The sequence below is a fragment of the Cronobacter sp. 153480017-3 genome (assembly GCF_053627815.1).
Map to the genome: position 1 here is coordinate 1 of NZ_JBSEYN010000008.1, position 24,339 is coordinate 24,339.

Annotated in this window: 24 protein-coding genes and 2 pseudogenes; 11 read left to right on the forward strand and 15 right to left on the reverse strand. The window is 55.7% G+C overall.

Features of this window, described 5'->3' with window-relative positions:
• Together ACUW6V_RS16950 and ACUW6V_RS16955 are read right to left on the reverse strand one after the other, a co-directional pair.
• A pseudogene (locus ACUW6V_RS16950) lies at positions 1–81 on the reverse strand (type VI secretion system contractile sheath small subunit); the annotation flags it as partial.
• Between the two features lie 692 nt (positions 82–773).
• A pseudogene (locus tag ACUW6V_RS16955) lies at positions 774–2,098 on the reverse strand (aminotransferase-like domain-containing protein).
• Between the two features lie 91 nt (positions 2,099–2,189).
• On the opposite strand from ACUW6V_RS16955, the gene ACUW6V_RS16960 reads away from it, so the two are divergent.
• The 5 genes from ACUW6V_RS16960 to arsC all read left to right on the forward strand — a co-directional run bounded on the left by ACUW6V_RS16960 (position 2,190) and on the right by arsC (position 6,233).
• Entirely contained in the window at positions 2,190–3,068 is an 879-nt protein-coding gene (locus ACUW6V_RS16960; protein ID WP_454038663.1) for a DMT family transporter, read from the forward strand.
• A 24-nt stretch (positions 3,069–3,092) separates the two neighbouring features.
• Positions 3,093–3,980 carry a dihydrodipicolinate synthase family protein gene (locus ACUW6V_RS16965; protein ID WP_454038664.1) on the forward strand — a complete coding sequence of 296 codons (888 nt, stop codon included), beginning with the start codon at positions 3,093–3,095 and terminating at the stop codon, positions 3,978–3,980.
• Positions 3,981–4,069: 89 nt separating this feature from the next.
• Positions 4,070–4,405, forward strand: coding sequence for a metalloregulator ArsR/SmtB family transcription factor (locus ACUW6V_RS16970; RefSeq protein ID WP_454038665.1), 336 nt, complete (start codon positions 4,070–4,072; stop codon positions 4,403–4,405).
• Positions 4,406–4,492: 87 nt separating this feature from the next.
• The gene (locus ACUW6V_RS16975) at positions 4,493–5,776 is read left to right on the forward strand and encodes an arsenic transporter (RefSeq protein ID WP_454038666.1); all 1,284 of its coding nucleotides are present in this window, start codon (positions 4,493–4,495) and stop codon (positions 5,774–5,776) included.
• Positions 5,777–5,819: 43 nt separating this feature from the next.
• Positions 5,820–6,233 (forward strand): arsenate reductase (glutaredoxin), encoded by a 414-nt coding sequence (arsC, locus tag ACUW6V_RS16980; protein WP_105606612.1) that lies wholly within the window; start codon positions 5,820–5,822, stop codon positions 6,231–6,233.
• Positions 6,234–6,285: 52 nt separating this feature from the next.
• Here arsC and ACUW6V_RS16985 read toward each other — a convergent pair whose 3' ends face one another.
• From ACUW6V_RS16985 to ACUW6V_RS17000, 4 genes are all read right to left on the reverse strand, one after another.
• On the reverse strand, positions 6,286–7,761 hold the full coding sequence (locus ACUW6V_RS16985; protein WP_454038667.1) for a TrkH family potassium uptake protein: 1,476 nt from the start codon (positions 7,759–7,761) through the stop codon (positions 6,286–6,288).
• A 122-nt stretch (positions 7,762–7,883) separates the two neighbouring features.
• Complete coding sequence (locus tag ACUW6V_RS16990; RefSeq protein WP_097650198.1) at positions 7,884–8,210, reverse strand: four-helix bundle copper-binding protein; 327 nt, start codon at positions 8,208–8,210, stop codon at positions 7,884–7,886.
• Positions 8,211–8,431: 221 nt separating this feature from the next.
• A complete protein-coding gene (locus ACUW6V_RS16995; protein WP_063265849.1) occupies positions 8,432–9,379 on the reverse strand; it encodes a hypothetical protein in 948 nt (315 codons plus the stop codon).
• Between the two features lie 18 nt (positions 9,380–9,397).
• The gene (locus ACUW6V_RS17000; protein ID WP_032989701.1) at positions 9,398–9,880 is read right to left on the reverse strand and encodes an Hcp family type VI secretion system effector; all 483 of its coding nucleotides are present in this window, start codon (positions 9,878–9,880) and stop codon (positions 9,398–9,400) included.
• A 585-nt stretch (positions 9,881–10,465) separates the two neighbouring features.
• Between ACUW6V_RS17000 and ACUW6V_RS17005 the strand changes: the two genes are divergently transcribed.
• A complete protein-coding gene (locus tag ACUW6V_RS17005) occupies positions 10,466–11,281 on the forward strand; it encodes a hypothetical protein (RefSeq protein WP_069683257.1) in 816 nt (271 codons plus the stop codon).
• A 92-nt stretch (positions 11,282–11,373) separates the two neighbouring features.
• Here the strand turns inward: ACUW6V_RS17005 and ACUW6V_RS17010 are convergent, their stop codons facing one another.
• Both ACUW6V_RS17010 and ACUW6V_RS17015 read right to left on the reverse strand, forming a co-directional pair.
• Positions 11,374–12,951, reverse strand: coding sequence for a GGDEF domain-containing protein (locus tag ACUW6V_RS17010; protein ID WP_011998962.1), 1,578 nt, complete (start codon positions 12,949–12,951; stop codon positions 11,374–11,376).
• Positions 12,952–13,100: 149 nt separating this feature from the next.
• On the reverse strand, positions 13,101–13,448 hold the full coding sequence (locus ACUW6V_RS17015; RefSeq protein ID WP_097650196.1) for a nuclear transport factor 2 family protein: 348 nt from the start codon (positions 13,446–13,448) through the stop codon (positions 13,101–13,103).
• Positions 13,449–13,586: 138 nt separating this feature from the next.
• Between ACUW6V_RS17015 and ACUW6V_RS17020 the strand changes: the two genes are divergently transcribed.
• Both ACUW6V_RS17020 and ACUW6V_RS17025 read left to right on the forward strand, forming a co-directional pair.
• On the forward strand, positions 13,587–13,880 hold the full coding sequence (locus ACUW6V_RS17020; RefSeq protein ID WP_007780690.1) for a TM2 domain-containing protein: 294 nt from the start codon (positions 13,587–13,589) through the stop codon (positions 13,878–13,880).
• 195 nt (positions 13,881–14,075) lie between these two features.
• Positions 14,076–14,795, forward strand: coding sequence for a GntR family transcriptional regulator (locus ACUW6V_RS17025; RefSeq protein ID WP_007854485.1), 720 nt, complete (start codon positions 14,076–14,078; stop codon positions 14,793–14,795).
• On the opposite strand, the gene ACUW6V_RS17030 is transcribed toward ACUW6V_RS17025, so the two are convergent.
• Entirely contained in the window at positions 14,783–15,982 is a 1,200-nt protein-coding gene (locus tag ACUW6V_RS17030; RefSeq protein ID WP_319704726.1) for an enolase C-terminal domain-like protein, read from the reverse strand. The genes ACUW6V_RS17025 and ACUW6V_RS17030 overlap by 13 nt on opposite strands.
• A 279-nt stretch (positions 15,983–16,261) precedes the next feature.
• On the opposite strand from ACUW6V_RS17030, the gene ACUW6V_RS17035 reads away from it, so the two are divergent.
• On the forward strand, positions 16,262–17,638 hold the full coding sequence (locus ACUW6V_RS17035; protein WP_032989709.1) for a PTS transporter subunit EIIC: 1,377 nt from the start codon (positions 16,262–16,264) through the stop codon (positions 17,636–17,638).
• A gap of 46 nt (positions 17,639–17,684) precedes the next feature.
• Here the strand turns inward: ACUW6V_RS17035 and ACUW6V_RS17040 are convergent, their stop codons facing one another.
• From ACUW6V_RS17040 to ACUW6V_RS17055, 4 genes are all read right to left on the reverse strand, one after another.
• Complete coding sequence (locus tag ACUW6V_RS17040) at positions 17,685–18,506, reverse strand: alpha/beta fold hydrolase (RefSeq protein WP_007780704.1); 822 nt, start codon at positions 18,504–18,506, stop codon at positions 17,685–17,687.
• 81 nt (positions 18,507–18,587) lie between these two features.
• Positions 18,588–19,313, reverse strand: coding sequence for an ArsR/SmtB family transcription factor (locus ACUW6V_RS17045; protein WP_454038668.1), 726 nt, complete (start codon positions 19,311–19,313; stop codon positions 18,588–18,590).
• Positions 19,286–19,684 carry an amino acid-binding protein gene (locus tag ACUW6V_RS17050; protein WP_454038669.1) on the reverse strand — a complete coding sequence of 133 codons (399 nt, stop codon included), beginning with the start codon at positions 19,682–19,684 and terminating at the stop codon, positions 19,286–19,288. Before ACUW6V_RS17050 ends, ACUW6V_RS17045 begins: the two co-directional genes overlap by 28 nt.
• Positions 19,677–20,000, reverse strand: a complete 324-nt coding sequence (locus ACUW6V_RS17055) for an antibiotic biosynthesis monooxygenase family protein (RefSeq protein ID WP_454038670.1) — start codon at positions 19,998–20,000, stop codon at positions 19,677–19,679. Before ACUW6V_RS17055 ends, ACUW6V_RS17050 begins: the two co-directional genes overlap by 8 nt.
• Positions 20,001–20,101: 101 nt before the next feature.
• On the opposite strand from ACUW6V_RS17055, the gene ACUW6V_RS17060 reads away from it, so the two are divergent.
• Positions 20,102–20,617 (forward strand): GNAT family N-acetyltransferase, encoded by a 516-nt coding sequence (locus ACUW6V_RS17060; protein WP_454038671.1) that lies wholly within the window; start codon positions 20,102–20,104, stop codon positions 20,615–20,617.
• A gap of 36 nt (positions 20,618–20,653) precedes the next feature.
• Here ACUW6V_RS17060 and ACUW6V_RS17065 read toward each other — a convergent pair whose 3' ends face one another.
• Complete coding sequence (locus ACUW6V_RS17065; RefSeq protein WP_088277456.1) at positions 20,654–21,040, reverse strand: glyoxalase; 387 nt, start codon at positions 21,038–21,040, stop codon at positions 20,654–20,656.
• A 431-nt stretch (positions 21,041–21,471) separates the two neighbouring features.
• Between ACUW6V_RS17065 and ACUW6V_RS17070 the strand changes: the two genes are divergently transcribed.
• On the forward strand, positions 21,472–23,382 hold the full coding sequence (locus ACUW6V_RS17070) for a methyl-accepting chemotaxis protein (protein ID WP_454038672.1): 1,911 nt from the start codon (positions 21,472–21,474) through the stop codon (positions 23,380–23,382).
• 78 nt (positions 23,383–23,460) lie between these two features.
• On the opposite strand, the gene ACUW6V_RS17075 is transcribed toward ACUW6V_RS17070, so the two are convergent.
• Positions 23,461–24,204: a MerR family transcriptional regulator gene (locus ACUW6V_RS17075; protein ID WP_007873161.1), complete on the reverse strand. Its 744-nt coding sequence runs from the start codon at positions 24,202–24,204 to the stop codon at positions 23,461–23,463.
• Positions 24,205–24,339: the final 135 nt, after the last annotated feature.

Sequence of the window (24,339 nt, forward strand, 5' to 3'; positions counted from 1 at the left end):
TTTCTGCGCGCCACCGGTGTGCAGATTTAACTTCAGGTTAATACGGGCTTTAGGAATTTCTTCCTGAAATGAACCAGACATGACGTGTTCCTTCACAATAAGGTTTCAGGTTGTGGAGAACCGGAAGCCGTGAGACTCCGCCACCACATCTCACTGCGCTTACGGCAATGAACAAAAAGCTTTAAAACAGAGAGTTACATTGACAAATGCTACGCGCATCGTGGTTATTCACAAGACAATGAACAGCGGCAAATGTAAATGAATTTTGCTAAAAAAATGACAACCTATCCATTTTCGAACCTGTATTAATGGCAAATTATTTTCGTCATTAGCGATATCAGGACGTACCCCCGTGTCCGAAAGCGTTCATATCTTAATTAAAAAAAATATTATTTCCAGCGCGTAACAATTGCGCTGGAATTTATCAGCCTTTCCTTAAAAAAGGCAAAGAAAATGGACTAATATCATGTATCCAAGGAATGAATCCGCGAAAACAATTGGCATAAAAAATATTAAATCCACACCAGCCTCACGAATAAATCCATTTATCTTTCAGTAACGTTATTTTTCTTCCTGCCAGACAACAACAATCCCCTTCTTAATTATCGAGAATTATTTCGGGAAAATGCCAGCGCTGAATAATTAATAATTTATATACTGGAGAGCATTAATCATAAGGATACGAAATATACGACAACACCGTCCGGAAGCGTATTATCGAAGCCACGGCCTGAGCAACAAGGATGTTGGCAGCAGGCCGCCTCGCCGGGCTTCTAAAGATTTTCCTCATACAGTATCGTTTCCCGGATCGTTTCAAGCGCCTGCCGTAGTGTCTCCAGCGGTAAAGAGCCGAGTGCGAGCCGTATCGCGTGGGGTGTATGAAGTGATGCGCTGAACGGCTCTGCGGTCGAAACCGAAATCTTTTTATGCAGCAGTTTTTGCGCCACTTGCTCGGCCCGGACGCCTTCCCGCAGCGGCAGCCAGAGGAAATAGGATGACGGATTGCCCATCGAGCCAGCGCCTGCCTGGCAAGACGCTGGCGCACCCGCGCGTCGCGGCGCTTCAGCACCTCAAACCGGTTTACCGTGCCGTCACGCAGCCAGTTGCAGACCAGCGTGGTCATCAGCGCAGGCGTATTCCAGGCGGTGGCGCGGATGGTTCGTTCGAACGCGCTGCGAAAACGCGGCGGGCAGACAATCGCCCCCACGCGCAGGCCCGTCGCGATATTCTTGGAAAACCCCGTCACATACACCGTTCTTTCCGGTGCCAGCGCCGCGAGCGGCACGGGCGCGGGTTTCACCAGCCAGGCGTATGGCGCGTCTTCAATAAGTAGCAGATCGTATTGCCGGGCAATCGCCACCAGCGCACGTCGCTGGCGCAGCGTCATGACCCAACCGATCGGGTTGTGCAGCGTCGGCATCGTGTAAACCGCCCGCACACGTCGTTTTTCGCAGAGCGCCTGCAACGCCACGAGATCCGGCCCCTGCGGGGTAAACGGCACCGCCACCAGCTCAACATGACAAAGCTGTGCCGCCACTTTAAACCCGGGGTAAGTCAGCGCGTCCACCGCCACGACATCGCCGGGGCGCAGCAGGCTCATCACCGACACCGCGAGGCCATGCTGCGCGCCGCTCACCACCAGCACGTTCTCCGGCGCGGTATTCAACCCTGCGCCCGCCAGATACGCGGCGATAGCCTCTCTGTCTTTCGCGCGTCCGGCGTGCGGCTGATAACGTAACAGCGCCTCGATATCCCCGGCCGAAGCAAGCTGGCGCAACGCGTCGCGCAACCGCTCTGCCTGCCCTGGCAGGGCGGGATAGTTAAAACTCAGATCCAGCGCATCGGCCGCCACGGCATGTTGATCAATGCCCAGCCCCGGCGGCAGCGCGATATCCCTTACAAAGGTTCCCCGCCCTGTTTCACCGCTCACCAGCCCCATCGCCTCCAGCTCGGCGTAAACGCGCGTCGCCGTGGCAAGCGAGACATGGTGTTCTGCCGCCAGCCGCCGGTGCGTGGGTAACTGAACGCCTGCGGTTAACTCACCGCTGCGGATGGCCGATGCATAACGATCGACCAGCGTTTTGTAGCGCGCTTTCACGGCAATGTATCCATGACAATTTTTTGATTGTCATGAATCTAGCGCTCTACGATGGCGGGCGTCAATGGCCGCAATTTATCAGGAGAGTGTTATGGAAAATCCGTCCCGTCCGGGCCCATGGGCAGGCTGGCTAAATGGCCTGCTGGGCGTGGTTATTTTCAGCGGTTCGCTGCCTGCCACGCGTGTCGCCGTTGGCGATTTCTCACCCTTTTTTCTGACGTTCGCCCGCGCCTCCATCGCCGGAGGGCTGGCGCTGCTGCTGATTCTGCTGCGACGGGAAACGCGGCCAACGCGGCGGCAGGCGGCGTCGCTTGCTATCGTCTGCGCAGGCGTGGTGGTGGGTTTTCCGCTGCTGACCGCGCTGGCGCTTCAGCATGTGACGTCCGCCCATTCGATGGTGTTTATCGGCCTGCTGCCGCTCGCGACGGCGCTCTTTGGCATGTTGCGCGGCGGCGAGCGCCCCCGCCCGGCCTTCTGGATCTTCTCATTAATGGGAAGCATGCTGGTGGCAGGGTTTGCTCTCACCGGTAATGTGCGGATCTCGCTACAGGGCGATCTGTTGATGCTAACCGCCGTAGTGCTCTGTGGTTTAGGTTATGCGGAGGGCGCGGCGCTGTCGCGCCAGCTCGGTGGCTGGCAGACAATTGGCTGGGCGCTGATCCTCGCGCTGCCGCTGATGCTGTGCGCCGCCTGGCTGACACGGCCCGCCTCGTTCAGCGCGGTGGCGCCTGCCGCCTGGGTGTCTCTCGGGTATGTATCGCTGTTCAGTATGCTGGTCGGCTTTATCTTCTGGTACCGTGGGCTTGCCGCAGGCGGGATCGCCGCCGTCGGCCAGCTTCAGCTGTTACAGCCGTTTCTCGGCCTCGCGCTCGCCGCGACGCTGCTCAGTGAACACGTTAGCGCGCTGATGCTGGCCGTGACGCTGGGGGTGATCCTCTGCGTGGCAGGCTCGAAGAAATTTGCACGCTGACAGGCCATTTAATAAGGAAATACCATGTTTAAAGGTCTCGCCGCTTTCCCGCTGACGCCGCTTATTAACGGCAGGGTGGATGAAAAAACCTTTGTGTCGCTGATTGAAAATCTGTCGGCTGCGCGGGTGGATATTATTGCCCCGCTCGGCTCCACCGGCAGCTACGCTTACCTCTCCCGGGAGCAACGCGCGCGCATCACGGCGCTGACGATCGGGGCCGCAGAGGATATTCCGGTAATAACGAGCATCGGCGCGCTGCGTCTGGACGATATCCTGCAACTCGCCGATGACGCCCAGAGTGCGGGCGTGCGCGGCCTGCTGCTTTCGCCGCTCTCCTATCAGCCGCTCAGCCACGAAGAGGCATACCGGCTTTATGAGCGTGTCGCGCATGCGGTTTCGGTACCGCTGTGCATTTATGATAATCCGGCCACGACGGGCTTTACCTTTACGCAGGAATTACTGTGCGCCGTGGCGCGCCTGCCCAATATCGGCTCGATTAAGCTCAGCCCGTTCCGCGATACCGCCCAGGCGGCCGCGAAAATCTCCGCCCTGCGCCGCGAGATCCCCGCCACCGTCACCCTTGGCACCAGTGGCGATCCGCAGGCCGCCAGTGCTCTGCTGGCCGGGGCCGACGTGTTCTATTCTGTCGTCGCCGGATTATGGCCACGCGACATCCGGGCGCTGACCGACGCCGCGCTGAAGGGCGACGAGGCGCAGGCCGCGGCGCTGAACGAGAAGTTTGAACCGCTGTGGGAATTATTTCGCCGCCACGGCAGTTTGCGGGTGATTGCGGCCGCTGCGGAAATCTGCGGACGCGTCGCGGCGCCCTGTCTGCCGGAGCCGCTGCTGAGTCTGCAGGGCGAAGCGCGCGCACAGTTGCAGGCGGTGCTATCACAACAGGAATATCACTAATCCACTAAACATATTCGGAAATACGAATATGTTGTTGACGTCAGTGTTTGAGCGCTCCACACTACCCTCCACTGTTTTATGGAGGGTGAATGATGTCTCTCACGCCGCTACAGCTGTTTAAATTACTGGCTGATGACACTCGGTTGCGCCTCGCACTTCTGCTGCGTGCCCAGGGCGAGCTGTGCGTTTGCGAGCTTTCGGCCACGTTAAACCTCTCCCAGCCCAAGATCTCCCGCCACCTGGCATTGCTGCGCGACAGCGGCCTGCTCAGCGATCGCCGCGACGGTAAGTGGATCCACTACCGGCTTTCGCCTCATATACCCGCCTGGGCTGCTGCGGTGATTGAGCAGGCGTTTTTATGCGAACGTGAAGCGATTGCGTCGCTGGCCACGCAAAACGCGGCAAACACCAGACGCTGCGGCTAAAAATTTTGTTAATACATATATGAATAATCATATTTGTTACGTCGTTCACTGGCGTCAAAGCCATGAAATTCAATCAAGGAGAGCGTTATGTTTCTGGCGGGTGTGATTTTCATCCTGACCCTGGTTCTGGTTATCTGGCAGCCGAAAGGGCTCGGCATCGGCTGGAGCGCGTCGGCAGGCGCAGCACTTGCGCTACTCACCGGCGTGGTACACCTCAGCGATATTCCGGTGGTGTGGAATATTGTCTGGAACGCCACCGCGACGTTTATCGCCGTGATTATCATCAGCCTGCTGCTGGATGAGTGCGGTTTCTTCCGCTGGGCGGCGCTGCACGTGGCACGCTGGGGCAACGGTAAAGGGGCCCGGCTGTTTACCTGCATAATTTTACTGGGTGCCATGGTCGCGGCGCTGTTTGCCAATGACGGCGCGGCGCTGATCCTCACACCGATTGTTATCGCAATGCTGCTGGCGCTCGGCTTCAGCCGCGGGGCCACACTGGCGTTTGTCATGGCGGCAGGTTTTATCGCCGATACCGCCAGCCTGCCGTTGATGGTCTCGAATCTGGTGAATATCGTGACCGCGGATTTTTTCTCGCTCGGCTTCAGCGATTATGCCGCTGTGATGGTGCCGGTAAACCTCGCCTCGGTAGCGGCTTCACTGGTGATGCTGCATCTCTTTTTCCGCAAAGCAATCCCGGCGACATTCGATCGTGAAAAAATCAGCGCACCGCAGACGGCAATCCGCGATCGGCGCACCTTCATGACCGGCTGGCTGGTGCTGGTGTTGCTGCTGGTGGGCTTTTTCGCGCTGGAGCCGCTCGGCGTGCCGGTGAGTCTGGTCGCCGCCGTGGCAGCGGCATTGCTCTGGCTGGTAGCACGCCAGGGACACGTTATCGATACGCGCAAAGTGCTGAAAGGCGCGCCGTGGCAAATCGTTATTTTTTCGCTGGGCATGTATCTCGTGGTGTATGGCCTGCGCAACGCCGGGCTGACCGGTTATCTCTCTACCCTGCTTAACGTCTTTGCACAACACGGGATCTGGAGCGCGACACTCGGTACGGGCGTTCTGACCGCCGCGCTCTCCTCGGTGATGAATAATATGCCGACGGTGCTGGTTGGCGCGCTCTCCATCGACGGCAGCGCCGCCACGGGCCTCGTTAAGGACGCCATGATTTACGCGAATATCATCGGCTGCGATCTGGGCCCAAAAATCACGCCAATCGGCAGCCTCGCCACGCTACTCTGGCTGCATGTGCTGGCGCAGAAAAATATTGCGATTAGCTGGGGGTATTACTTCCGGGCAGGCATTGTGATGACCCTGCCGGTGCTGCTGGTAACGCTTGCGGCTCTCGCCCTGCGTCTCTCTTTTTAACTTTTACCAGGGCATGTCTCACTCGCCCTGACGGAGGATTTTGATGACCCCGATTACGATTTACCATAACCCGGCCTGCGGCACCTCACGCAATACGCTTGGCCTTATCCGCAACAGCGGCGTGGAGCCGGCCATTATTCTTTATCTGGAAACGCCGCCGACGCGCGACGCGCTGAAAACGCTGATTAGCGATATGGGCATTAGCGTGCGGGCGCTGCTGCGCAAAAATGTCGAGCCATATCAGGCGCTCGGGCTGGACGATGAGAAAATCGGTGATGAGGCGCTGCTGGACGCGATGCTGGCGCACCCGATTCTTATTAATCGCCCGATTGTGGTAACGCCGCTCGGCACCCGCCTGTGCCGTCCCTCAGAAGAGGTCCTGGCTATTCTGCCCGATCCGCAGCAAGGCCCGTTTACAAAAGAAGATGGCGAGGTTGTGATTCCGCAAGGTCGGTAATGCGTAAAGCGCAGGCAACGGCTCGCGTTCAGGGGGCCGTTTACCGCCAGACTCACGCACGCCAGAAAAACCGCGACAGCAGGATCAGAAATGGATAGATCTCAAGGCGTCCCAGAATCATCGCCAGGCACATTAGATATTTTGCGCCGTCACTAAGCGTGTCAAAACTCGCCGCCGTCACACCGAACCCAAGCCCCATATTGTTGATGCAGGCGGCCACCGTGCCGAAAGCGCTCAGCAGATCATAGCCCATTAAGGTTAGCGCCCAGATAAACAAAATACTGACCAGCATGTAGAGGAAGAAAAAGCTGCATACCGAGCGCAGCACACGCTCATTGACCACACTCTGTCCGACATGCAGGCTTAAAATTGCCCTCGGATGTGCCAGCTGATGCACCTCATTACGGCTTTGTTTAAACAGGATCAGAAAGCGCAGCGCTTTAATCCCCCCGCAGGTTGACCCCACGCACCCGCCAAAAAAGCTCGCCAACAACAGCATGACGATAGTATGCGCAGGCCAGCTCGCATAGTCTGACGTCGCAAGGCCATTATCGGTAATCATTGAGCTTGCCAGAAAGAAGGCGTGAACCAGGCTGCCCGTCAGATCGTACATCCCTTCATGCCAGACCTGCCAGGCGGTCAGCAGCACGATAATCAGCGTGACCAGAAGAAAAAAGTGCAGCTCCGCGTTGCGGCGAAATGGCTTCAGGGTTCGCCGGGTGAAAGCGACAAACCAGACGGTAAAATTCACGGCGGATAACAGTGAAAACAGCCCCGCCACCAGCTCGACCGGATAACTGTCATAAAAGCCGATGCTTTCATTACGCGTGGAAAACCCGCCAAGAGAAACCGTTGAAAGCCCGTGGCACAGCGCGTCAAACCACGGCATGCCCGCTATACGGTAAGCCACGGCGCAGGCTGCGCCCAGCAAAACATAAGTGAACCAGAGCGTGCGCGACGTATCAGCCAGACGCGGCGTTAAGCGCTCTTCCTTAAAAGGCCCGGGCATCTCAGACTGATACAGTTTCATACCGCCGATCCCAAGTAGCGGCAGCACGGCAACCGCGAGAACAATAACGCCAAGACCACCGATAAAATTAAGCTGCGCCCGGTAGTAAAGGTAAGCCTTCGGAAGCCCGCTCACATCGTTAATGATGGTGGCCCCCGTTGTCGTTATGCCGGATACACCTTCAAAAAGCGCCTGCGCGGCGTTCAGGCCGAGCGCGCTATCGAGCCAGAACGGCATCGCGCTGATAAGAGAAAACAGGATCCAGAACAGCACGATTATCAGAAAACCGTCACGGGTTTTAAGCGGCGCGATGTGGCGGCGTGTGGCAAGCCATGCAGCACAGCCCGGCACAAAAAAAATGACAAACGTCACCAGAAAAGAAAAGTAACTGCGATCCTTGCAAAACAGCGCAACGAGCATCGGGGGCAGCATCGAAAAGCTGTAGAGCAATACCAGAAAACCACACAGATGAATGACAATGGCGGGACGCGAAGACGTTGCAGGAGCGAGCTGTAGCAAAACCAGGCCTCAAAACAATCGACTGACAGATCTGCTTATTAAACTGCCCTGCGTATAAAAATGTTGTAAAAAAAGTGGCACAGACCGCAGCAGCGCGGCCATACATCCCTGTACAGAGACCATCAGGCGCGCATGTTATGGCAGGCCTCAGCGCAGCGCAGACACGCCTGCGAGCACTGCTGGCAATGGTCAGCCTCGTGTTTGCCGCACGCTTCGCCGCATTGGCGGCATATTTGCGCGCAGAGCTGACATACCTGGTGCGCTAATTCACTCTCCTGTGCCATGAATTGCGCGGCCAGACGACACAGACTGGCGCACTGCATATCCAGTCGTATGCATTCTCGCATCATATCCAGATCGTCTTCTTTCAGACAGGCCGCCGCGCAGCGATCGCACGCCGTCGCGCAGGCGTAACACGCCTCAATACATTCCGCATAACGTAGCGTCATTCGGTTTCTCCTGTAGCGGTTAAACACAGAAAAAGTGTGTCAGGCAGGATTCGACTGCGCCATGTTTTGGGTCGGTTATGAATAATCTGTATAAAAAAGCGCTCAGCATTGCCCGCGGTCATAACCATGACCAGCGCCGGAGAGAAAAGATGCGGGCGGGGCTAACGCCGCCGCCGGAGAAGGAAGAGCAAAGCGACGGTTGCCCGCCGCATGCGGGAACGCTACAACCGGCTCGCGATATTCTGCAGAACGGTCATCTCTTCCTGTGAAAACTGCCTGCTGCCGCCGCGCAGTGTATCCAGCGAAATGTACCAGGGGTTTCCACGGCTGATAACCACTTTTGAGCGGATATCATAGTGCTGTGTCGCGAAATCCTCGGTAATGAGTTTTTCAACCGGCGACAAATCGGCGTAGACCGTTGAGCCGCCAGGCCCTGCCGCGAAGCGGGCCGGGTGTGAGGCAAGACCGGATTCAAGCTGTGTTTTCGCCTTCGCCGGATCTTTCACCACCTTGTTATTGGTCTCTTCGAAAAACTTATTCACCTTATTACGCACTTTTACGGCATTTTTAACGGTTTCCAGAAAGCGTTTGTTATTCGCCGTCTGTCTGTCCGACAACGTGTTACGCAGCAGCACCAGTACTCCGCCCACAACACCACAAACCCCGCCGGCAGCAAGAAAAGCGGTACGCACGCCTATAGAGGAAGCCGCGTTAGCCGCAGCGGTGCCTGCTGTCACTGTGGCGGTTACCCCGGCGGACGCGCCGAAGACGCCGCCGATCCCGGTGATAATTTTGCCAGCGAAATCATAGGAGGCTTTGGTAGCTTCATTGTAAATATTACCCGCGCGGCGGCCAAAACCCGGTACACGAGTATTATAACGGCCGAAAAACTGACTATTATTCTGCATAGTCGTATTCGCACCGGAATTGCCGGAATTAAGTAACCCCATTTCGATATCACGCCCGCCATTATTAACGCCAACGGGCCGGGAACTTGCCAGCAATTGCTCATAGCTATACATCACACTGCGTTCTTCAGCATTTTCAAACTGATACAGCAGGTCATCATCAAGTTCATTGACGAATTCGATAATGGTATGTATTTCTTGTTCATTAAAATGAGAACGATCGGAAAGAAGGGCATTTATCATGGAGTTAATTTCTGCCATCTTGCCACTCCTTTCTTATCAAATTTCTTTATTTTGTTTAATATCCCATCCGGCTTTGGTTTCCGCGCCTTTGGTACCCTGATTGGCCTGTTCCCAGTAATGGAAATTCACTTTCGCGGCCTGGAAGTAATAACTGACAAGAACCGTATCCGTCTGACCAACGCCGGTAAATTCCGTGCGGGTTACCAGCACATCTTCAAGAACAATTTTCGAATATTCCACCTGCTGACCACCGGCTTTACAGACAGAAAGCTCAACCTTATTGACATGTTTACCGCTGGCGCAGAATTTAAGAATGGCGGGCGTACCTTTATCCACAATGGCCTGAACGGCTAAATCCTGAAAGTTAACTTTACCGGCACCGCCGCCACCGCCGACCGCCATATTGCCCGGCTGCGCTGCGCCCCAGTTAAAAGAAAGCACATCGATCCAGCTGGAATGGTTAGCATCTTTCGATTCGCCAGTCACGCCTTCCACTTTCAGGAACATATCAATAGCCATGTAATACTCCGTGTTATCAGATAGCAGGTGAGAATAAGCAGAGCCCGCAGGCAAATAATTCGGTTTCACTGTAAGTTTATTCAAAAGGCTAAACAATACCGCCCCGGAAATTAAGACGAATCTCATTCGAATTATTTCTGCGTATATCCTGCATTTGTTTCACTTTTATTGCCGGAGTATTAATCCTTTACGGAAAATAATTGTGGCGGGGATCACAAAAAATGGCTTCCAGTTTATCAAAGCCATCATGATGACATTTTTAAATTTGAATAATGAAAAATTATCACCATCGCTTCCGATGAAGGGTGACGGTAAGAATACGTTATAAAACAATCCGCTTTTATGATTGCTTTCCTGCCATTGCAAAACCGCACCTGCGATTTATCTTAAATTCCTTTATTCGATAGAAAATGAAGTATTAATAATGTAATTAATTTCCTGGAAAAATACCTCAGCGCTTATTCAACCCTCTCAAACACAGGCCGCCCTCCCAGAACAGGTGGGGCACACCAAACACATCTAAAGGGATGAAACCACCCGCCGATAAGCTCCTTGATGCTATTTCAACCGGAAGGAGTTCGGAAAGTGACCACCATCGTACCCGCCATGCAGGACAGCTACGCCGTAAGCAGTGATTATTACACCCGTAAAAAAGCCCCGGAAACGGTCGCTGTATCAGCCGACAAAGCCAGCGCCGTGCAGTCCGGCAGTGACACGCCCGTCAATGCCGGGCAAAGCAAAGAAGAGCGTGAAAAAAGCCTGCAAAACATGCTGGCACAGCGTCGCGCCGTGCTGGAGCAGCAGGCGAACAGCAGTGTGCCGGGCCTTGTCCTGCACAGTGAAATCAACGATAACTTTGCGGACTTTTCTAAACTCTCCACGCTCTCGTCTCTGGATATGGGCAGCCTGCTCTCCGAAGCGCTGAACACACCTGCCGCCAGCACGTCCAACTCAACGACCAGCGATATGGATCTCGCCATGCAGCAGGCCAAACTGAACTATCTTGTGGCGAAGTATGTGCCGCAGGAGAATCAGGCCAAAGCGCAGGACATTGTCACCGCATGGATGACAAAGAAAACCGCCGCGCGGGACGACGAGATGAAAACGATGACGCAGGCGTTTATCGACATCGCCAAACAGAGCGGCGATATGGCGAGCGTGAAGCAGTACGAAAATCAGCTCAGCCTGCTGGAGGCCGGTAAAGGGGAATCCCAGAAAGCGCGCAACGATATACTTGCCGTGACGGCAGGCTCTTCCAGCGCACCGCAGTGGTTTTCTGGCTTTATGAGCAAAGTGAATGAGAGCCGGGACCCCACGCCAGTAAAACAGCTCGAAAAAGCGCATGTCGATGCCCTGAAAGCGCAGTGGGACACGTTCCTGGCGCGTGTCAGTAAGCATTAAACCCTTGCACCGTCAGAGAGGGTTGTACTGACGGTGAACCTCTCCTGCCCTTCTGCGGCCACATCATTGCTTTACAAAACAGGCATCGCCCCCTAAGCCGCGTAAATCGACTTATCATTGCCGGTCGCAATGGTATTTGAGAACCGGTATGCCTGATTACGCCCGTGGTTTTTCGCAAGATAAAGCGCAGTATCGGCACCACGAATGAGTACGCTGAATGCGTCCTCGCGCCCGTTGCCCCGCACCGTATGGCAACCGGCGCTGATGGTGACGATCTGCTCCGGCAGATCCGTCGACGGGTGCGGCAGATGTTTTTCCCTGACCATACAGACAGCCCGCTGCGCCAGCGCCAGCGCTTCTTCGCCGGTGGTATCCGGCAGCACGATCGCGAACTCTTCTCCACCGTAACGCGCCACCAGATCGCTGGTGCGCAGCGTCACCATCTGCAACGTATTGCTGATAAGCCGCAGACAGGCGTCCCCGGCGGCATGGCCGCGGCTGTCGTTGTAGCGCTTGAAGAAATCGATATCGAGCATAATCAGCGACACCGGGCTTCCTGTAGCCGCGGCGTCCGCCAGCACTTTCGCGAGGGTGGTATCAAACTTGCGGCGGTTGGCAAGCCCCGTCAGGCTGTCGGCCATCGCCATCGATTTAAACGTCTGGTTTGCTTTGAGAAGCTCGTCGCGCAGTTGTTTGAGCTCCTGCTGATCGCGAATGCTGCCCCGCACTTTGCGAAACACCACAGAACTGAACAGCAGAAACCCGAGCAGCAGCATAAAGTTAGAGAGCAGCCCCGGCAGATTATTACGCAGCCAGTGCATACGCACTTCGGCGCGATCGTAACCGGCGACCACCACCAGCGGCAGTTTTTCTGTGCGCGCAAAGCCGAACACCCTTTCGATATGGTCAAGCGACGCCACCCAGGTGCCGGTGCCGCGGTCAGCGCGAATCAGCTCGCGGGTAAACAGCGGACTGCCGGCAATATTCATGTCAATTTTCGCTTCATCGTAGGGTCGCACACAGAGCACCGAACCGTCGGTCAGCAGCAGTGCCAGCATGTCGCGCGGGCCGAGCTCGAAATAGCTGTAAAAGCGGCGGAAATAGTCAAGCTTAACGGTAGCGAGCACCACGCCCGCGAAGCCACCGCTGAGATCGTTAACTCTCACCGATACCGGGATCACAAGCTCACCGGACGCCAGGCTTTTAATCACGCGCCCGATATGAATACCGGTCTGGCGGTTCTCATAATGGAACTGGAAATAGTCCTGATGCGTAATATCGCCCGGAATGCCGCTGATGCCGGATGAGGAACCTTTGATAACGCCCTGCGCGTTGTAGAAATAGAGCCCGTCGAGCAGCGGCTGACGCGCTTTCAGGCGCACCAGATAGCTATGGTACGTTGCGGCCTGCCCGGCACTGACCGCCGCGCGCACGTCATCAAGCGTCTGGCCGACTGCCATAAAGGTATCCTCCGCCTGACGCACCTGGGCGACAGAGAGGTTGACTGCCTTATTGGCGGCCTGTGCTATCTCATCATCCCAGGAGTGCATAAACACCAGTACGTTCGTGCCGATCCCGCCCACCAGGAGGAACAGAAGTAAGACAGCCAGACTTCGGCCAAGCGACGTGCTCAACCCAAGTCGGTAGGAAATAAACTGTCTGAGAGTCACGACACGGTTCCCCGGAAATCACCAACATGGCTTCAGGGGTTATCGGTATCGGCGGCCGTTTCTGGAGGGGCTTACGCCCGTCTGGTGACAATAATTTAACCGTGCGGAGTACAGGCTCACACCGTTAACGGTAACATGACGGATAATGGTCAGACGGCAGGCGTGCCCTGATGAAAAATAAGCTGCCAGCGCGTTTCATCCACACGCACCCAATGTGACGCGCGCCATGCCGGACGCTGGCCTTCCGGCGTATACGTGCGGTAGCGCAGAATAGCGCTACCGGCGTTTACCGACAGCAGCGTAAAACCATCGCTCACAATAAACGCGGTGCCGGTTTCCTGTGTCAGCGCATCAATTGTTTCATCCCGATTGACCAGAACACCGGAGCGTGTCACCTCGCAAAACTGCGGGTGAAGCAGGTATTCAAGCCAGGCGCGGTCGCGGCGCTGGTCGCCATGCAGGCTTTGTTCGAGCGTAGTGAGCCTTTCCAGTAACATGGTGCCTCTTTTCGATCGCACTGAATAAGTGCCGTTCAGCCCGTTATTTAGGGTTATCTCTTAATGTACTAAAAGCGTATTATTGCGCTGAACAGCAATCGTTTCGTAGAAATCAATAACGACAATAAGGATACCAAAATGTCGATGGTGTTTTGCCGCGGGTGCGGGAAAGAAATTCATGAATCGGCCAGAGCCTGCCCGCAGTGCGGTGCGACGCAGTTCACTGGCGGGAATAAAAACAGAATCAGCGCCGCGTTACTCGCATTTTTCCTGGGCGGTTTCGGAGCACATAAATTCTATTTAGGTAAAATCGGCCAGGGCTTACTTTATCTCATCTTCTGCTGGACCTTTATTCCTTCGATTATCGCGTTTGTCGAGTTCATCATTTACCTGTGTGATACCGATGAAAACTTTGCGCGTAAATATGGCTGATAAGTCCTGATGTTAAAGTCATTCCGCATGCCGCTCATGTGGAATGACTTTTCTGTTTTTTGCTTCCAGGCAGCCCCTGCCTCACGCTTACCCGCAGCGATTCACCACACAGCTTTCCTTCCGGCAGACTGAAAAAAACGCCGCTAAATGATACGCTTGACCCCGCGCCCCGCCGACGTTATGCAGGTAAAGATAATGAATAAAACAGAGTTTGTGACTCAGGATCTGCTCAGCAAAATTTACCAGGACACTACGACTGGCCCGCGGAAGCTGTCGCCGGAACGGCAGTTAGCGGAAGAATATGGCGTCTCGCGGTTTACCATCCGCCAGGCGCTGGAAAAGCTGGTGAGCATCGGCGTGGTGCGGATTGTTCAGGGCTCAGGCGCCTGGATCAACGAGCAGGCGCGCAATAATCCGCTGGTGTATAACTCGATTACCGAAAAACGCTTCGATCAAATTCGCTACCGGATGATTAGCCTGCATAAAAAGCGCCCGGACAAAGCGGCGCAGCAGATTTTCGGCATTGGTGAGGAGAGCTTTATCTGGCATTTTTGCCGCCTGCGCTATGTCGACGACGCGCCGGTTCAGCTGGAAATCTCCAGCATGCCGGCGGCGGATTTTCCTGACCTTAACCAACAGGTGATTGAGCATTCCATTCAGCAATATGTGCTGAGTAAAGGGCTGACGATTTCGCACCTGCTGACCACCTACCGCGCCGTGAGCGTGGGCCGCGAACAGGCGATACTGCTGGGCTGCAAGAAAGGCAGCCCGGCGATGCATATTAACAATCGCGGCATTCTGGAGGGCGGGCGCGTGTTTGAGGTCAGCGATATTATTGATATCAACTATACCTGCACCTATGTCATTCCGTATAACCGCGACACGCTGACCCGCCGCCAGCATCAGGGCGTGTGAAGCGTGCCGTCCGGCAGGCGGCTTTGTGTCCATTCATGCGGGCGATACGTCACCGGATGCGCCTGCGCCAGCGCCTCGTTAAACCCGACGCCGATGCCGGCATTGACCGGCGGATAGATAAACCCGTCTTTCACCTCCGGCGCGCCGGGGAAAACCCGATCGGTCATCACAGAGCGCGGAATAAATTCCTGAATCGCCGCGTTATGCAGATGAATGTTTAAATGCGTGTTCACCGCCACGCCAATCGGGGTCATATCGCCCGGGCCATGCCACGCGAGACGCACACCGAACGCCTGGCAAAGATGCGCAAGCTTCAGTGCCGGGGTGATCCCGCCGATTTGCGAAACGTGACAGCGGATAAAATCGATACGGCGGTTGACGATCAGATCGTGCCATTCGCTTGGGTTATTAAAGAGCTCGCCCATCGCCAGCGGCACGCAGCTATGCTGGCGTACCTGTTCAAGCCAGGCGCTCTGCTGGGGCGGCAGAATATCTTCAATAAAATAGGGCTGGTAAGGCTCCAGTTGTTTCGCAAGCTGCACCGCCTGCTGCGGGAACAGACGCTCGTGAACATCATGCAAAAAATGCAGGCTCCAGCCATATTTCTCACGCAGCGCGCGGAACATATCGACGGTATTACGCATATATTCCTGCTGATCGAACCACGCGCCGGGCGTCGGGTTTTCCGGCGCGTGCAGGCCGGAAGGCGTACCGCCATAAAAACCGAGCTGGCAGCGGATATGGCGATATCCCTGTTCGATGAGCGCATCCACGGACGCAAAAAGCGCGTCCAGCGTGTCGCCGCTGGCGTGGCTATAGGCCGGGATCGCGTCACGGGATTTACCGCCGAAAAGCTGATACAACGGCATACCGGCGAGCTGGCTTTTAATATCCCACAGCGCCATATCCACGCCCGATATTGCGTTGTTCATCACCGGGCCGTTACGCCAGTAGGCGTTGACGTTCATCATCTGCCACAGATCTTCGATATTGTTCGCATCACGGCCCGTCAGCAGCGGCTGTAAATACTCCTCCACCAGCGTTTTAACAGCGAGCGGGCGCTGCTGGAACGTGGCGCAGCCGTGCCCCGTCACGCCCTGGTCGGTCGTCACGCGAACCGTCACCAGGTTATGCCTGTCCGGGCGGGTGATAAAACATTCGATATTTTTGATGTTCACAGGCGTCACGAAATCACTCCTTTGCAGCGCTGTGGAAATACGGAATGTCAATATCATGACCTTAAAAATAATGGCGGGTAAACCCTTTTTTTGACTATTTATTTTGGTCAGTAATTTCTTTTTAAAAGCATCAATAAACCATACCAATTTTACCATTACACTGCTTTCAATCCACACCAGAAGCAAAGATGTGAGCAGAATCAACTTTTATTGGTTTGTTTTGTCAAAAAGGTTTAATTATCCTTCACAGGACCATTAAAACGACAACAACATTCGGCAGGAGTCATTATGGGGACGCAAGAAGCCATTAATAATATTATTCGTCTGGTCGGCGGCCAGGGGAATATTAATAAAGTCTGGCACTGTATGACGCGACTGCGTTTCGATTTAGTTGATGATGCAAAAGTCGATCAGACTGCGATTAAAAAGCTCCCCGGTGTGCTGGGCGCACAGCTTCAGAGCGATCAGTTTCAGGTCATCATCGGGCCGAAGGTCACTAGCTGGTACGAACAGATGCTCAGCGCGCTGGGCGATAAACCCGCAGCCGCCACGACGCCCGCCAAAGGACGCAAAGGCCTGGTATCGCTCTTTATGGATACGGTCTCTGGCGTGTTCGGCCCGATTGTGCCGGCAATTGCCGGGGCCGGGATGATCAAGGGCTTGCTGGCAGGCTTAGTCGCCCTGAAAGTGGTTTCCGCCAAAAGCGATACGGTCGTGATCATCGATCTTATCGCCAGCGGCGTCTTTTACTTTCTGCCCTTTTTCCTTGCAGTCTCTGCCGCCAGAATCTTTAAGGTCAATGAGTATCTGGCGGCTGCTGTCGCCGCGTGCCTGATGTATCCGTCGCTGATTGATGCCGCCAAAGCGCTGGCGACGCACCAGGAAGGCGCGGTCAGCGCGCTCTGGCTGCTCAATGCCATTCCGGTCTCGGTGTTTAACTATTCGGCAAGCGTCATTCCGGTGATTTTCTCTGTCCTGGCGTTGAGCTACATCTACCGCTGGGTCGACCGCATCATGCCTGACGTGCTGAAAACCGTGTTTACGCCCACGTTAACCCTGTTTATCGGCGCGCTGGCGGCGCTGGTGGTGATAGGCCCGATTGGTATCTGGCTTGGCAAAGGGCTGGCGCTGTTTATCGAAGGGCTCTTTAGCGTCTCGGCGAGCTTTGCCGGGCTCATTGTGGGCGCGATCCGCCCGGTGGCCGTCCTGACCGGGATGCACCACGCCATGACGCCGATTGCGCTGCAAAACTTCAGCGATCGCGGCTATGACATGCTGATGCCGATGATGTTTATGGCGAACATGGCCATTGCTGGCTCGACATTTGCCATCTGGCGCCTGAATAAAGAACGCCACGAGAAAACCGTCACGTTGTCCGCGGCCATCTCCGCTCTGCTGGGCATTACTGAACCTGCGCTGTTTGGCGTACTGACGCGCTACAAAAAAGCCTTTATCTCAGCAACGATCGCCAGCTCGCTCGCCTCGGCGTTTATCGCCTTCTTTGGCGTACGGCTGTACGGTTACATTTTGTCGAGTATTTTCAGCCTGCCCGCCTATATCGGCCCGTATTTTATCTTTGCGCTGGCGGGCGTCGTTATGGCGCTGGTGATATCGTTCGTGTTAACCACGCTGCTGGTGGGAAAAGAGGCCTCCGGGGAGGCGTAACGCCGCAGTGATACGCTGGCCGGAAAACCGGCCAGCCAGAGCTGTCTTACAGGGATTTCAGGAACGCCAGCAGATCGTCGTTCAGCTGGTCCTGATGGGTCACGGCAAAGCCGTGCGGGCCGTTGTCGTATACTTTCAGTTCCGCGTTCTCAATCATTTCCGCCGCCACTTTACCGGTGGATTCAAACGGCACGACCTGGTCGTTGCTGCCGTGAATAACCAGCGTCGGCACATCCACTTTTTGCAGGTCGCCGCGGAAGTCGGTTTCCGAGAACGCGGTCACGCAGTCGATAGTCCCTTTCAGCGAGGCCAGCAGCGCGATATTCAGCGTCTGGGTCAGCACGCCTTCCGACACCGTCTGGCCCGCGTTAGTGCCATAGAATGTCGCGGCGAAATCGCTGATAAACTGCGCGCGGTCTTTGCGCAGGCCGTCGCGAATACCTTCAAAAACAGAGAGATCCACGCCCTGGCTGTAATCGCCGATTTTACCGAACACCGGCGTCACCGCGCCCAGCAGCACCAGCGCCGCAATGCGCGACGTGCCGTAGTTGCCGATATAGCGCGCCACATCGCCGCCGCCCATGGAGAAGCCCACCAGCGTGACATCGTGAAGATCCAGCGCCTCAATGAGGTCATTGATGTCAGACGCAAAAGTGTCGTAGTCATAACCGTTCCACGGCTGATCGGAACGCCCGAAGCCGCGACGGTCAAACGCAATCACGCGGTAGCCGCGCTCCGCCAGGAAATTCATCTGGCTGTCCCACATATCCGCATCCAGCGGCCAGCCGTGGCTGAACAGCACCGGTTTGCCTGCGCCCCAGTCTTTGTAATAGATCTGCGTGCCGTCCTGCGTCTTGATCGTGCTCATCAGTGGTTCCTCATTTAGCGATGGTCCAGGGCTGATAAGTATAGTGTTTGCATGACGGGACGATGAATTATCGTGCGGTTTTCAGACTGTTACCGCGCCATTAACAGCGAAGACGCGTTGCAGCGCAGCGCGCCCGACGGCAGTGACGGTCACTTCCAGGTAGCCTGGCGTTCTCAGAAGCCAGCCTTCCTGTAAAAAGAGCGTCAGTAGCGCCGCACCGGCATCGCCGCCCAGGTGGTAGCGCCGCTCGCTCCAGTCAAGACACGGGCAACACGCTTTGCGCCTGGGTTTCGGATTAAGCGGTACGCCAAGCGCCGCAAAGCGCTCGCGCCCGAACGGCGTGAGCGCGTCGCTATCCGGCGTCAGCCATTTTTCCTCCAGCATAAACGCGTAGAGCTGCACGGCGAGTTCGCCCGCCAGATGGTCATAGCAGGTGCGCGCATGACGTAAATGCCCGGGCGTGCTGGTCGCAGGCTGGCGATTTGGATTCATGGAAACGCCCATCAGCGTCTCCAGCAGCCCGGCGATCTCATGCCCCGCGAGCCGGTAGTAGCGGTGCCGCCCCTGAGAAAGGCAAACCACCAGACCGTGGCTGAGCAGCCGGGCGAGATGCGCGCTCGCGGTGGACGGCGCGATATCCGCCACCGCGCTAAGCTCTGTCGCCGTCCACGCCCGGCCATCCATCAGCGCGCACAACATCGCGATGCGCGACGGATCGGCCATCGCCGCCGCGACACCCGACATCGCCTGTCCAAGCCCCGGCGCGGTGTCGGCGTCTGTCAGGGGGTGTCGTCCGGGATTGCCCATGGTCTGGTTACCTTTTCTGCCTGTTCAGGATTATCGGTGACAAGAATCAACCGGTTCGCGTGATCGCTGTACTGCACAAGAATATTCACGCCGCCGTCGGCGAGCGCGCGGGCTATCTCGCCAAGTTCGCCCGGTCGTGCCTGCGACAGTTTACGGATAAGCGGACGGGTGACGTTTTGCACCGTAAACCCGGCGTCCTGCAACACGCGCCGTGCCGTTTCGCCCTCTTCCACCAGAAAATGCGCATGGCTTTCCTGCGCCAGTGAAAACACGCCGCCGCCTTCAAGGCCGACGCCATTTTTACCAAGCAGCGTCCCGAGCGTCGCCAGCACGCCCGGCGTGTTACTGATGATCACGTGGATATCATACATGTGAGTTATCCTTTGTCTCAGAGGAATAGTCGCGGAGCACCTGCGCCACGCGGATACGATAATGGGCAAAAATATGTTCCCGTCCTTCCTGCTGCGCGGCCTGATGCATCAGGTTGCCTTTCCACGCCCGCACCGCCGCTTCGCTTTCCCACCAGGAGAGCGAGAGAATTCTCTCGGGCGCGGTAAGACTCTGAAAGCGCTCAAGGTCGATAAAACCTGGCGCATCCGCCAGCAGCGGCTTCAGGGCGGCGGCGAGTTCAAAATAACGTTGCTGCGCCTCCGGCAGCGCCTGCGCTTCAAATAAAACGGCCATCATGGGCTTTCTCCATCACGGAATGTTGTTGCAGTGTAAAGTGATGAAGAAACGATGCTTCGCGCGCGGGCGAAATATGGATACGGCATAACAGGGAGCCCGAAATGACATTTCGAATCAGAAAGACCGCAATCAACGATATCGCAAGCCTGGCGGCCATCGAGCGCTCGGCAGACAGCGCCTTTGAGACCATCCCGACGCTCGCCTGGGTGGCGACCGATGGCGTTCAGCCCGACGATTTACATCGCCGGTTGTGTGAGCGCGGCTATTCCGCAGTAGTGGTCAATGCGAATGACGCTCCCGTCGGGTTTATCAACGGTGACTATATTGACGATGCGCTGCATATTCTGGGCGTGGCGGTGATGCGAGACTGTCAGGGAATGGGGCTTGGGAAAATGCTGATGGCCGACGCCATTCGCCATGCACGGGAAAAACAGCTCACCGCGCTGACGCTTACCACCTTCCGAAACGTGCCGTGGAATCAGCCGTTTTATGCGCGTCTGGGGTTTAGCGTGATTTCAGAAGCAGATATGCGGGACGCGCTGGCACGTCTGCTTGATGAAGAAGCCGCGCACGGCTTTGCGCGTGACAGCCGGTGCGCCATGAGGTCATCGCTTTAGTGTGTGACTGATTACTGATGCGACAGTGCAGAACGCTTACCACGCCTGATTTTGCACCACCACCCGGTAACCATCATGGTCCATCCAGGTTTGCCCGTTGATATCCCAGTAAGGGTTAAAAGAGGGCGTGCGGATAAACCCAACCTCTTCAAGCGAGCGGCATACGCGCTGCCATTCGTCGTGCTCAGGGTAATAGAGCACCAGCAGATCTTCATGGCCGGGCGACGGTCTAACAGGACTATCGAGGCATACCGTAAATTCCAGGTGCCAGGGCAAATCCTTGCGCCCCAGCATCACGCCGCTGAAGCCTGCGTGATCGGTAAATTCTCCCAGTCGTACAAGGCCGAGCCCCTGCGACCAGAGCCGGAAAGAAGTTTCCAGGCTGGTGACTGGCCTTGCGATACGCATATGAGTAAAAGACATATCCACCTCGAATGAATAATGAATGCGTCTCCAGTTTACCCGTCAGGCGCAGCGCCATTTGTCCTCAAAAGCTTTTTATCGGATGTTTTCTGCGCTGAATTAGCCTGCTAATAAATCCGCCACAAGGTAATATTCTGAGCAGGCTTATGGTTATTATGAAAAGCATTAAAAATAACGCCACAGCGTTCTCAAATTGTTAGTTTCGTCACAAAAAAAGAATAAGAAAAATAACCAACCCATTGATTTATCTGAAACGTAAAAAAGATTAAAGATATATCCTGCATAAACATTAATAACCTGCCGATAACTCTTATGGATTAAACAGACCATAACTGGCCCGACGCGTTAAAAGCACGCGCACGCTTGCGGCGCGCCCAAAGGCGGCGTCGGAACGGGTGATATCAGAATGATGAGCAGCTGAGGAATCAACAATGACAGGCAAACCCGGCATTTTTAAAAATCTTTCCGTAGCAGCGAAATTATTTGGCGGTTTTTCAGTATTAGTTGGCGTTATCATCATCTCCTCTGCTATTAATATTAAACAGCTTTCGGCTATCAGCGAGCATTCTGATAAAGAGCAACTGGTTAATCAGATTAATAACGATCTCAATACCGCCAGACGCAACCGCCTCACTTATCAGTTAACCCATGACGATAAAGCGGCTCAGGCCAATCTGGCTGCCATTAATAAAATGGCGGAAAAAATCAAAGAAGGCGATAAATTTACCTGGGAACGAGACGCTGGTGTGTTATTTGAGGCGCTGGGCTCACGGGTAAAAGAGTACAGCGAGGCGCGCAGCAATTTTATCAGCCTTGAAAGCGCCAGCATTGAGCAGAGCAAAAACGTGCTGGCCGCGGCCCAACAGCCCGTTTTTGATGAAGTCACGAAAACCTTGCGTAACAGCGAGTCACTGTCGAAAAGCAGCGCTAATCTGCTCTATTTTATTGAGAAAATTCGCTCAGACGCGGGCGTTGTCGTTTCATCACGCGGCGTCAGCGGGCAGCAGCAATTTACGGCTGACACACAGCAGGCGCTTGCTTTACTCGCCAGCATCAACAGTGACGCCGCTTCCCCTCTCGCGGGTTCCGTTACCGCGTTGCAGTCAGCGTTCAGTACACTCGACAGCGCGGTCAATGCCTACAGCCTCGCGCTGAAAAACGCGAAAGGCGGCGCGGATAACATGACGCTTGTTGCCGACAAGCTCAATAGCGCCACCGCAGAGCTGGCGCAGCTTCAGGCGGATAAAAGCAGTGCTAAAATCGCCCATGTTATCTATATCGTGCTGATTGTCGCACTCTGCTCGGTGGTTATCGGCCTGTTCATCGCCTGGCTGATTACGCGTCAGATGACGTCGCAAATCCGCTATAACCTGAGCGTTGCCGAGCGAATCGCCGCAGGCGATCTGACGGCGGAGATTGAAGCGAGCTCCACCGATGAACTGGGCCGTCTGAGCGCCGCGATGGCGACCATGAACCTGAGACTGCGTGAGCTGATTACCCAGATTAAAGAGTCAGTGGTGTATGTCGCCTCGGCGTCTTCACAGATTTCCATCGGCAACACCGATCTGGCGTCGCGTACCGAAGAGCAGTCGGCAGCCGTCGTGGAAACTGCGGCCAGCATGGAAGAGTTAACCTCAACCGTGAAACGTAATGCCGATAACGCCCGCGAGGCCAGCACGCTGGCGAACACCGCCGCGCAGAATGCGCGCAGCGGCGGGCAAATTGTCTGGGATGTGGTTGAAACCATGCAGACCATTACCGACAGCTCGAACAAGATCAAAGATATCATCACCGTCATCAATGGCATCTCCTTCCAGACCAATATTCTGGCGCTGAATGCCGCTGTGGAAGCCGCCCGGGCGGGCGAACAGGGGCGCGGGTTCGCGGTAGTCGCCGGTGAAGTCAGAACGCTGGCGAGCCGCAGCGCGCAGGCGGCGAAAGAGATTGAAAGCCTGATTCAGGAATCGGTAGACCGCGTCAGTTCTGGCTCCGCAATGGCCAACAAAGCGGGTGCCACCATGAAGGATATCGTCTCCTCCGTCGAGGGCGTCAGCGGGATCATGACGGAAATCTCTCACGCCTCGGATGAGCAGAGCCGCGGTATCGACCAGATAAGCAAGGCCGTCAGCGAACTGGATTCCACCACGCAGCAGAACGCCGCGCTGGTACAGGAATCTTCTGCCGCCGCCGCGTCGCTCGAACAGCAGGCGGGCGAACTGTCGCAGCTTATCTCGCGCTTCAAACTGGGCGACGCCATTGTGAAAAAACCAGTCGCGCGACCGGCGATGGTTCCTTCAAGGACGCTGGCTGCCGATGGCGCGGGAAGCTGGGAAACGTTCTGAGTGACTTCGACCCGCCATCAAAAAGCCCGGCCAGTGCCGGGCTTTTTGCGGTTCAGTGAATGACCGACATGTTTACCGTTACGCGGATTTATTCCCGGTCAGGAAAGTAATGGCGTAACCCTGCGCCTTCCAGTGCGCGGCGCGCTCCTGCTGCTCAGCGTTCAGCGGCTCGTCAGTCCAGACGAAAAAGTGCTGATTGGGAAAGAGCTCCGGGTGCGGCAAATCGAGCGGCTCGGCGAGTAAATCAATATGCCAGCCCTGGTGCGCCAGACGGCAGGCTTCCAGCCACAGGCGGGCGCGATCCACATTGCCCCAGCCCATCAGCAGCGCTTCTTTGGTGGTTTTTTTGCGCGCTTCGGCAAGAAACAGCGTGGCGTATTCGATAAGCGCGCCGTCCATCATGCTGCGCATCGACGGCGCGGTGTATTGATCGAGGCTTAACCGATGGCGTACCGGCAGAAAGACGTTATCGATAAGCCCGTCCACGGCGTTTTCACGCACCAGCGCGGTAATTTTGGCACGCAGCGTCGCCGGTCGCGCCTGGCGCACCACGCCCATCATCTCTTCCTGCACCACATTCCACGCTTCCGGCCCCACCACGACATCTTTATCCAGCAGCGCTTTCACTTTGCCGACCGGCACGCCGCTTTTGATCCAGCGTTTAATCTCTTCGATACGCTGAATGTCATCTTCATCAAACTGGCGGTGGCCACCTTCGCTGCGTTGAGGTTTTAGCAGGCCATAGCGCCGCTGCCAGGCGCGTAGCGTCACGGGGTTGATCCCGCACCGTTCTGCTATCTCGCCAATGCTGTAAAACGCCATAGGATCTTCACTCACGATCAAAACCGACACAGGAATCTCTCAAAAAGTTAACTCCCCTTAGCTTGTACAATTTTTAATAATTGTACAACCGTGAAGTTAATTTAAGAGCCGTCTGGTTGATAAGGGTATGAATTC